This window comes from Nocardia thailandica NBRC 100428 (assembly GCF_000308795.1).
GTDB lineage: Bacteria > Actinomycetota > Actinomycetes > Mycobacteriales > Mycobacteriaceae > Nocardia > Nocardia thailandica.
Window position 1 is genome coordinate 1 of the sequence record NZ_BAGK01000085.1, and the last position, 10122, is coordinate 10122.

8 protein-coding genes are annotated in these 10122 nt (G+C 73.1%); 5 read left to right on the forward strand and 3 right to left on the reverse strand.

The features are described from left to right. The coding region (locus tag ON36_RS08875) for an AAA family ATPase (protein WP_043650205.1) at positions 1 to 930 on the reverse strand (930 nt) is incomplete at its 3' end. A gap of 170 nt (positions 931 to 1100) precedes the next feature. Here ON36_RS08875 and ON36_RS08880 point away from each other — a divergent pair. Both ON36_RS08880 and ON36_RS08885 read left to right on the forward strand, forming a co-directional pair. Then, entirely contained in the window at positions 1101 to 1454 is a 354-nt protein-coding gene (locus tag ON36_RS08880) for a nuclear transport factor 2 family protein (RefSeq protein ID WP_043650207.1), read from the forward strand. A 29-nt stretch (positions 1455 to 1483) separates the two neighbouring features. Further along, a complete protein-coding gene (locus tag ON36_RS08885; protein ID WP_052313787.1) occupies positions 1484 to 1906 on the forward strand; it encodes a hypothetical protein in 423 nt (140 codons plus the stop codon). Positions 1907 to 1949: 43 nt separating this feature from the next. Here the strand turns inward: ON36_RS08885 and treY are convergent, their stop codons facing one another. Beyond that, positions 1950 to 4337 (reverse strand): malto-oligosyltrehalose synthase, encoded by a 2388-nt coding sequence (treY, locus tag ON36_RS08890; RefSeq protein ID WP_052313789.1) that lies wholly within the window; start codon positions 4335 to 4337, stop codon positions 1950 to 1952. Between the two features lie 40 nt (positions 4338 to 4377). Continuing rightward, positions 4378 to 6477: a glycogen debranching protein GlgX gene (gene glgX / locus ON36_RS08895; RefSeq protein WP_052313788.1), complete on the reverse strand. Its 2100-nt coding sequence runs from the start codon at positions 6475 to 6477 to the stop codon at positions 4378 to 4380. Between the two features lie 157 nt (positions 6478 to 6634). Between glgX and ON36_RS08900 the strand changes: the two genes are divergently transcribed. The 3 genes from ON36_RS08900 to bioD are packed head-to-tail and all read left to right on the forward strand — an operon-like array spanning position 6635 to position 9801. Next, positions 6635 to 7927, forward strand: coding sequence for an adenosylmethionine--8-amino-7-oxononanoate transaminase (locus tag ON36_RS08900; protein WP_043650210.1), 1293 nt, complete (start codon positions 6635 to 6637; stop codon positions 7925 to 7927). A gap of 54 nt (positions 7928 to 7981) precedes the next feature. Further along, complete coding sequence (locus ON36_RS08905; RefSeq protein WP_043650213.1) at positions 7982 to 9136, forward strand: 8-amino-7-oxononanoate synthase; 1155 nt, start codon at positions 7982 to 7984, stop codon at positions 9134 to 9136. After that, entirely contained in the window at positions 9133 to 9801 is a 669-nt protein-coding gene (bioD, locus tag ON36_RS08910) for a dethiobiotin synthase (RefSeq protein ID WP_043650216.1), read from the forward strand. The genes ON36_RS08905 and bioD overlap by 4 nt, the downstream gene beginning before the upstream one ends. Positions 9802 to 10122: the final 321 nt, after the last annotated feature.

Genomic DNA, 10122 nt, shown 5'->3' on the forward strand with positions numbered 1-10122 from the left:
GCGGACGAGGGGATGACGCAGCGTCAGGGTGCGCCCGTCGGTGTCGACGAGGCCGGCGTCCTCGGCGGGCTGCAGGTCCGCGGGCCCGGCGCCGAGGAGGCCCGCGGCGCGCAGGATCGGCGCCAGGGCGGAGCCGGTGGCGGTGGCCGCCACCAGCAGCAGGGTGCGCGTCGGCGCGGGTAGCCGCGCGACCCGCCCGTGGAAGGCCACCCGCAGCCGCTGCGTCAGCGGCAGCGGGTCGCTCGCGTCGATGGTCGAGGAGGCCACGGCGGCGGGGAGTTCCAGCAGGGCCAGCGGGTTGCCCGCGGACTCGGTGAGCAGCCGGTAGCGGGTGGCGGGGGACAGGTTCGCGCCCGCCCGGTCGAGCAGCGTCGCGGCCGCGTCCGGCGCCAGGCCGGTCACGGGCAGCTCCGCCAGCCCGGGCGCGGGGAAGTCGTCCGGGCCGGAGCGCGTCGCGAAGATCATCGCCACCCCCTCGCTGCCGAGGCGGCGCGCCGCGAACAGCAGGGCCGAGGCGCTGGCCTCGTCGAGCCAGTGCGCGTCGTCGATCAGGCACAGCAGCGGCCCGTGCGCGGCCTCCTCGGCCAGCAGGCTCAGCACCGCGAGCCCGATCAGCATCCGGTCGCCCGGCCCCGGCTCGGCCAGCCCGAACGCGCCCTCCAGCGCCGCGCGCTGCCGGTCGGGGAGCGCGCGCACCAGCTCCATCCCCGGCCGCACGAGCAAATGCAGCGCGGCGAAGGGCAGTTCCGCCTCGGATTCGATCCCGGCGCTGCGCACCACCGGAAAGCCCTGCGCGGCGGCGTAATCCAGCAGCGCGGTCTTGCCGATCCCGGCCTCGCCGCGCACCACGAGCGCGCCGCTGCGCCCCGCACGGGCCTCGGCGAGCAGGGCGTCGATCACCGCCTGTTCCCGTTCCCGTCCGACCAGCATCCGTCCAACCTAACCGGCGGGCGCGCACCCCGTTCCGCGACAGCAGTAGCCCGGCACCCGAAAGTACCTATAGGCGACGGATTCGGGCGGCCACCGGCGCGCCATACCGTAGGAGACATCGCGGGAACGACCCGCGGAACACCAGGTAGAAGCCACTTTCGGAGGAAACGATGCACACTCTCGCCACCCGCTACATCGAGGCGTGGAACACCCGCGAGCCCGGCGCCCGCCGCTCGGCGGTGGCCGGCCTGTTCACCGACGCCGCCCGCTACGTCGACCCGCTCGTCGACGTCACCGGCCACGCCGAACTCGAGGCCGCCATCGCCGGCGTGCAGGCGCAGTTCCCCGAGTGGGAGTTCCGGTTGGCAGGCCCGGTCGACGCCCACCACCAGCAGCTGCGCTTCACCTGGGAACTCGGCCCGGCCGGGGCGCCCGCGGTGATCGTCGGCTCCGACGTCGCCGTGTGCGACGGCGACCGCATCGACCGCGTCTACGGCTTCCTCGACCAGGTGCCGACCGCCTGAGACCTCCCCTCCCCGAAAGGAACACGATCATGGCCACCGCCGCCCCTTCGTCCCGCCTGTCCACCCTGCTCGCCCCGGCCGACGGGCTGCTGCGGCTGTCGCTGCGCCTGGACGCCGTCGTCACCGGCGCCAACGGGCTGGCCTACCTCGCGCTGTCCGGGCTGCTCGACGACCTGCTCGGCCTCGACCGCGCCGTGGCGCTCGGCATCGGCGTCTTCCTCACCGTCTACGCGCTCGGCGTCGCCGCCACCGGGGCGACCCGGCGGATCTCCCCGGCCGCCGCGGGCGCGGTGGTGGTGGGCAACGCCGCCTGGGCGGTGCTCAGCGTGCTCGCGGTCGTGACCGGGGTCCTGTCGCTGACCGCGGCAGGCGCGGTCTGGGCCGTGCTGCAGGCGCTGGTCGTCGGCGGCTTCGCGGCCCTGCAGTACCTGGGCCTGCGTCGCGCCCGGTGATCGCACGGGAGCGGGGCCGCGACCACCCGGTCGCGGCCCCGCCTCAGCGTACGAGCAGCGCGACCGGCAGCCGGGCGAAGAGTTTGTCCATCCGGGCCTGCTCGGCGTAGGTCGCGCCCGTGAGGCGGTCGGTCCATTGCCCGGGCGGCAGGGCGAGGGTGGTGTCGAGCCACCCGGTGGCGCCCAACCCCACGCTGAACCGCGACGCGACCACGATCACCTCCGGCGCCTCACCCGCCGGACCGCGGCTGTAGGCGACGATGCGGTGCGCGTGCTCACCCACCGCGTACATCGGCAGGTACCGGCCGCCCACGAAACACTCCGGACGTTCCCGCCGCAGCCACAGCGCGTAGGCGACGACCCACATCTTCGCGGCGCCCGTGGTGTCGAGCGCGGGGGTGTCGGTGAGGGACTGGAGCAGCCCCGCCCGCACGCCGAAGTTCACCGGCCGCCGGTTGTCCGGGTCGACCAGGGAGTCCTCCCACAGCTCGCAGCCCTGATAGATGTCGGGGATGCCGGGCCCGCACAGGTGCAGCAGCTTCTGGGCGAGCGCGTCCGACCACGCGTGCGGCGCCATCTCGTGCGCGAGATCGCTGAGCCCCGACCCCACCGGCCCGTCGATCACCTGATCCACCCAGGCGTGCACCGCGGACTCGAAGGCCGCATCCGGTTCCTCCCACGAGGATTTGGTGCCCGCCTCGCGGATGGCCTTCTCGGCGAACCGGTGCAGCCGGTCGCGCAGCCCCGGCACCGAGGACGCCGGCCTGCCGTCCGCGGGCCACACCCCGAACATGTTCTGCAACAGGAACAATGCCGTCGCCCCGTCGGGGGCGGGGGTGATCTCGAGCCAGCCGCGCACCCGCCGCGACCAGAGCTCGGCGACCTGCGAGAGCACCCCGATGCGGGCGCGCACGTCCTCGCCGCGCTTGGTGTCGTGGGTGGACAGCGTGGTCATGGTGGCGGGCCAGCGTTGCGCGCGTTCGCTGTTGGACAGATGGAAGTCGTTGACCGAGTGCCCGAACCGGGCCGGATTCCCGCCCACCTCCTGCAGGGAGACCAGGCGGGCGCCCTGGTAGAACATCGTGTCCTCCACCGCTTTCGCGGTGATGGCGCCGCAGACCTGACTGAACCGGGTGGCCGCCTCGCCGCCCGCCGCGAGCGCGGTCACCAGCACGCCGAGCGGCGCGGTCAGTTCCGCGTTGCGCTTCTCCACCTCGGCGACCACCGCGGCGGTGATGCCGGCCAGCGGCGCGTAGTCGACCCGGTAGACCGGCATGAACGCGAGCACCTCGATGGTCGCGTTGCTCAGGGCCAGCGTGTCGGAGGTTTCCGCGCCCGCGTCGCGCTTGATCGCGGTGACCAGCCGCCGGATCTCCGGGGCCAGGATGTTCTCGGCCACCGCCCGTTTGATGCGGTGTTCGGTCTCCCCGAACCACGCCCGGTCGCTGCCGTGCCCGGCCACCTGCTGCGACAGGTCGGTCAGCGCCACCTCGCCCGCCGGATCGAGCAGCACCCCGCCGAGGTCCGCCAGCGCGTCGTAGCCGGTGGTCCCGTCGATCGGCAGGGTCGCGTCCAGGGGCTCGCGGTTGGCCAGGATCTTCTCCACCAGCAGCAGCCGCTGAGGCCCGATGACCCGGCGCAGCCGTTCGAGGTAGGCGCTGGGGTCGGCCAGCCCGTCGGGGTGATCGACCCGGACCCCGTCGATGAGATCGTGTTCGCACCAGGCGGCCAGCTCGCGATGGGTGACGTCGAAGACCTCGCTGCTCTCCTGCCGGATCGCGGCCAGCGAACTCACCGCGAAGAACCGCCGGTAGGTGCACACCCCGGCCTTCCAGCTGACCAGCCGGTAGTGCTGGCGGTCGTGGATGCGCAGCGCGTTGTCGCCGTCGGTGCCCGCGGCGATGGGGAAGCGCAGGTCGTGCAGCGCCAGCATGGGTTCGGGCCCGGACCGGTCGACGGTGAGCGCGGCCGGATCGTTCTCGCTCTGCAGCACCGGGAGCGCCAGGCGACCGCCCGCGCCGTTGGCCGGGCTCCAGTCGATGTCGAAGTAGCGGGCGTAGCGCGAGTCGCGGCCGTTGCGCAGCACGTCCCACCACCACGGGTTCTGCCGCGGGTCGCCGACCCCGACGTGGTTGGGCACCAGGTCGACGATCAGGCCCATCCCGCGGCTGCGCACCTCGTCGGACAGCGCCTTGAGCCCGCCGGGACCGCCGAGCGCGGCCGAGACGGTCGTCGGGTCGGTGACGTCGTAGCCGTGCGTCGACCCGCGCGCCGCGGTCATGATCGGCGACAGGTACAGGTGCGAGATGCCCAGCTGCTGCAGGTACTCGGCGATGGCCCTCGCGTCGGCGAAGGTCAGCGCGTCCGGGCGCAGCTGCAGCCGGTACGTGCTGCGGACGGTGGTCGGCCGCACGGGCGCGCGGTGCAGCATGGTCACGGGATCGGTCACGTAGGTCTCGGTCATCGGTGGGTCAGGCGGTTCGGCGCAGGACGAGCAGGCAGTGGCCTGCGACGGAGACAGTAGCCGCGGAAGAATACACGGCCTCGCCGGCGCCGGTCGCCGCGGCGCAGTCCAGCGCGACCGACCACCGGTCGCCGAAGTCCGGGCCGGGCAGGGCGAAGTCGATCGGCGCGTCGTGGGCGTTGAAGCACAGCAGGAACGAGTCGTCGGTGACGCGCTCGCCGCGCGGGCCCGGCTCGGCGATGCCGTCGCCGTCGAGGTAGACCGCGAGCGATCGGCCGAACCCGCTCTCCCAGTCCTCGGTGGTCATCTCCGTACCCGCCGGGGTGAACCAGGTGATCTCCCCGGGGACGGAGCCGAGGAAGCGGCGGCGCCGGAACACCGGATGCGCGGTGCGCAGCGCCACCGCGCGGCGGGTGAAGGCGAGCAGGTCGGCGTTGGTCTCCGCGAGGGACCAGTCCATCCACGCCAGCGGGGAGTCCTGGCAGTAGACGTTGTTGTTGCCCTGCTGGGTGCGCCCGAACTCGTCGCCGTGCGAGAGCATCGGCGTGCCCTGGCTCAGCACCAGCGTGGCCAGCAGGTTGCGCTGCTGGCGGGCCCGCAGCGCGAGGATCTCCGGGTCGTCGGTCGGCCCCTCGACGCCGCAGTTCCAGGAGCGGTTGTGGCTCTCGCCGTCGCGGTTGCCCTCGCCGTTGGCCTCGTTGTGTTTCTCGTTGTAGGACACCAGGTCCCGCAGGGTGAACCCGTCGTGGGCGGTGACGAAGTTGATGCTGGCGCCGGGCCTGCGCCCGGTCGATTCGTAGAGGTCCGAGGACCCGGTGAGCCGGGAGGCGAACTCGCCCAGCGCCGAGGGCTCCCCGCGCCAGTAGTCGCGCACCGTGTCGCGGTACTTGCCGTTCCACTCCGTCCACAGGCTGGGGAAGTTGCCGACCTGGTAGCCGCCCTCGCCGACGTCCCACGGCTCGGCGATGAGCTTGACCTGGCTGACCACCGGATCCTGGTGCACCAGGTCGAAGAACGTCGACAGCCGGTCCACGTCGTGCAGCTCGCGGGCCAGGGTGGCGGCCAGGTCGAAGCGGAAGCCGTCGACGTGCATGTCCAGGATCCAGTAGCGCAGCGAGTCCATGATCAGCTGCAACGTGTGGGGGTGGCGCACGTTGAGGCTGTTGCCGGTGCCGGTGTAGTCCATGTAGTGCGCCTGCTCGCCGTCGACCAGGCGGTAGTAGGCGGCGTTGTCGATGCCGCGCAGGCTCAGCACGGGGCCGAGGTGGTTGCCCTCACCGGTGTGGTTGTAGACCACGTCGAGGATGACCTCGATGCCCTCGGCGTGCATGGCGCGCACCATCGTCTTGAACTCGGTGACCGCCGCGTCGGCGCGCGAGCGGGCCGAATACTCCTGGTGCGGTGCGAGATAGCCGATGCTGTTGTAGCCCCAGTAGTTGCGCAGGCCCTGGTCGAGGAGCACGTGGTCGTGGAAGAACTGGTGGACCGGCATGAGTTCGATCGCGGTGACGCCCAGGCTCTTCAGGTGCGCGATGATCGCCGGGTGCGCCAATCCCGCGTAGGTGCCGCGCAATTCGGGCGGTACCTCCGGGTGGGACATGGTCATGCCCTTGACGTGCGCCTCGTAGATCACCGTCTCGTGATAGGGCCGGTTGGGCGGGCGGTCGGCGCCCCAGTCGAAGAACGGGTTGATCACCACGCCGGTCATGGTGTGGCCCAGGGAGTCCCGGCCGAGCTCGTAGAGCGAGGGATCGTTGGCGAACCGCCCGTCGAACGCCTTGCCGTACGGGTCGAGCAGCAGTTTCGACGGATCGCAGCGCTGCCCCGCGTCGGGGTCGTAGGGGCCGTGCACCCGGAACCCGTAGCGCTGGCCGGGGGAGACCGACGGCAGGTAGGCGTGCCAGACGTAGCCGTCGACCTCGTCGAGCCGGACCCGGGTCTCGGCGCCGTCCTCCGCGATCAGGCACAGGTCGACCGCGGTCGCGACCTCGGAGAAGACCGAGAAGTTCGTGCCGCCGCCGTCGTAGGTGGCCCCCAGGGGATAGGCGGTGCCGGGCCACACCGCCGGAGGTGACACGGCACCGGGGGAGGCGTCGGGCGTCGGCATCCTTCGACAGTAGCGGCCGCCCCGTCCGCGTACCCGGCCGAACGGCAACGTCGGCGGCGTGACGCCGGTCTCGCCCACCCGGCTCCGCCGTGTCGGCCCGGTGGTAACTTGAACGGTGTTCAAGGCCGTCCCGTCCCGTCCCGAGCCGAGGAATCCCGTGGCACTGACTCCCGAACAGATCGGCGCGCTCGACGCCGCGCACGTCTGGCACCCCTACGGCGGTTTCCCCGCCGGCACCGAGCCGCTCGTCGTCGCGAGCGCCGCGGGCACCCGGTTGCGGCTGGCCGACGGCCGGGAGCTGGTCGACGGGATGAGCTCCTGGTGGGCGGCCGTGCACGGGTACCAGCACCCGGTGCTCGACGCGGCGCTGGTGCGGCAGTCCCGGCGGATGAGTCACGTCATGTTCGGCGGCCTCACCCACGAACCGGCGGCGCGGCTGGCCCAGCTGCTGGTCGAACTCACCCCCGACGGCCTGGACAAGGTCTTCCTCTGCGACTCCGGGTCGGTGTCGGTGGAGGTCGCGGTGAAGATGGCGCTGCAGTACTGGCGCGGCGTCGGCCGGCCGGGCAAGCACCGGCTGCTGACCTGGCGCGGCGGCTATCACGGCGACACCTTCACCCCCATGAGCGTGTGCGACCCCGAGGGCGGCATGCACGCGCTGTGGACCGACGTGCTGGCCCGCCAGCTCTTCGTCTCCCCGCCGCCGCGCGACTTCGACGACGCCTACGTCGCCGAGTTCGAGGCCGCGATCAGGACCCACCGCGACGAACTGGCCGCGGTCATCGTCGAGCCCGTCGTGCAGGGCGCGGGCGGCATGCGCTTCCACGACCCCCGCTACCTGGCCGAGCTCCGCCGCGTCTGCGACGAGCAGGACGTCCTGCTGATCTTCGACGAGATCGCGACCGGCTTCGGGCGCACCGGGGCGCTGTTCGCCGCCGAGCACGCCGGCGTCGCGCCGGACATCCTGTGCGTCGGCAAGGCGCTGACCGGCGGCTACCTCACCCTGGCCGCCACGCTGACCACCACCCGCGTCGCCGAGACCATCTCCGTCTCCCACGGAGGCCTCATGCACGGCCCGACGTTCATGGGCAACCCGCTGGCCTGCGCCGTCGCCGTGGCCTCGGTCGAGCTGCTGCTGTCGCGGGACTGGCGCGGCGAGGTCGCCCGGATCGAGTCCGAGCTGCGGTCCGGGCTCGTTCCCGTGGCCGAGCTGCCGGGTGTGGCCGAGGTGCGGGTGCTCGGGGCGATCGGGGTCGTCGAACTCGAGCGGCCCGTCGACATGCGCGCGGCCACCGACGCCGCGGTCGCCGCGGGGGCCTGGCTGCGCCCCTTCCGCAACCTCGTCTACACGATGCCGCCGTTCGTCAGCTCCACCGTCGACGTCGCCACCGTCACCGGCGCGATCGCGGCCGCGGTCGCGGCCCAGCGGTCGGTGCCCGCGTCCCGGTAGCGATCCGCCGGTCCGCGCCACGGCCTGAACGCCGTTCAAGTATGCTCCTGTGCTGTGACGATTGATCCGCTGAGCTGGCTGGACGAGCGCGCGACCGAGCGGGTGGCCGCCGGCCTGCGCAGGCACCTGCGCGCCCGGGAGCCCGAGTCGCCGTCGATCGACCTGGCCTCCAACGACTACCTGGGCCTGGTCCGCCACCCCGCCGTCGTCGAGGGCGCCATCGCCGCGGTCCGGCGCTGGGGCGCGGGCTCGACCGGCTCCCGCCTGGTCACCGGCACCACCACCGACCACGAACTCCTCGAGGCCGAGCTGGCCGAATTCACCGGTGCCGAAGCCGGTCTGGTGTTCGCCTCGGGCTACGCGGCCAACCTCGGCGCGGTCACGGCACTGGCCGGGCGCGGCACGCTGGTGGTCTCCGACGCGGGCAGCCACGCCTCGCTGGTCGACGCGTGCAGGCTGTCCCGGGCACGGGTGGCGATCGCGCCGCACCGCGACGTCGCCGCGGTGCGCCGGCTGCTCGAGCAGCGCGACGAGGAGCGTGCCCTCGTCCTGACCGACTCGGTGTTCAGCGCCGACGGTGACCTGGCGCCGCTGGCCGAGCTGCACCGGGTCACCCGGGCCGCGGGGGCCGTCCTGATCGTCGACGAGGCGCACGGTCTCGGCGTGCGCGGCACCGGCGGCCGCGGCCTCGTGCACGAGACCGGCCTGGCCGGGGAACCCGACGTGGTCGTCACGGCGACGCTGTCCAAGGCCCTCGGCGCGCAGGGCGGGGTCGTGCTCGGCGACGCCCGGATCCGCGCCCACCTCGTCGACGCCGCGCGCACCTTCATCTTCGACACCGGTCTTGCCCCCGCGGCGGTGGGCGCTGCCCGCGCGGCCCTCGCGCTGCTGCGTCAGGACCCCGCGATGGCGGGCCGGGTGCTCGACCGCGCCGCGGACCTCGCCCGGATCGCCGGCGTGCCGCGCCCCGAGTCCGCCGTGGTCTCGGTCGTGCTCGGCGAGGCGCAGGTCGCCTACGACGCGGCCCAGGAGTGCCGGACCCGCGGCCTCGACGTCGGCTGCTTCCGCCCGCCGTCGGTCCCCGAGGGCACCTCGCGGTTGCGCCTGACCGCCCGCGCCGATCTCACCGACGCCGAACTGGCGGTGATCGCGGAGGTCCTCGGCGACGTCCTCGCCCGCGCCCGCGGTCTCGAGGCGGTCGGCGCGTGAGCATCCTGCTGATCAGCGGCACCTCCACCGACGTGGGCAAGACCGTCGTCACCGCGGCCGTCGCCGCCGCCGCGGAGGCGCGCGGCCGCTCGGTCGTCGTGTGCAAGCCCGCCCAGACGGGGATGGGCCCCGGCGAACCCGGCGACCTGGCGGAGGTGACCCGCCTGTCCGGCGTCGGCCGCACCCTCGAGCTGGCCCGCTACCCCGAGCCGCTCGCGCCCGACACGGCCGCGCGGCGCGCCGGGCGGCCGCTGCTGACGCTGGCGGAGACGGTGGCCGCGATCGAGGCGATCGACGACGCCGACCTCGTCCTGGTCGAGGGCGCGGGAGGCCTGCTGGTGCGGATGGGGGAGTTCACCCTGCTCGACCTGGCGCGCGAGCTCGGTGCCCCCGTCCTCGTGGTGGCGGCGGCCGGCCTCGGCACGCTCAACCACAGCGAGCTGACCACCCGGGCGCTGTCGGCGGCCGGCGTCCGCTGCGCCGGGCTGGTGATCGGCTCCTGGCCCGCCGACCCCGACCTGGCGTCGTCGTGCAATCGCGAGGATCTGCCGCGCGTCACCGAGACCGCCCTGGTCGGCGTCGTCCCGGAAGGCGCGGGTCGCTGGGACCGCGCGCGCTTCACCGCGGCGGCGCCGAGCTGGTTCGCGCCGGATCTGCTGCAGTGACCGTCCGTGATCGGCTGTGGTCGGCCGTGATCGGCCACGACTGGCGCGGAACGCGCGTGAAATGGCCCCTGACCAGGCGATTTGACTTCGCGTTCGCGGCCACGTAACTTTATTCGAGTCAGAGCGACACGGACACCGACCCGGTGCCGAACAGCCGGTCTCAGAGACTAGCAGCGGCCAGGGAAACGAGGTAGGACGATGAGCGCCTGATCGATCGTAACGAGGCTCACATGCCCCGAACTTGCTTCGGGGTGCTTTTGTGCGCTAAGTTGGAACAGTTGCCTCACGGAAACCCCTTCGAAAAGAACCGGGTGGATGTGT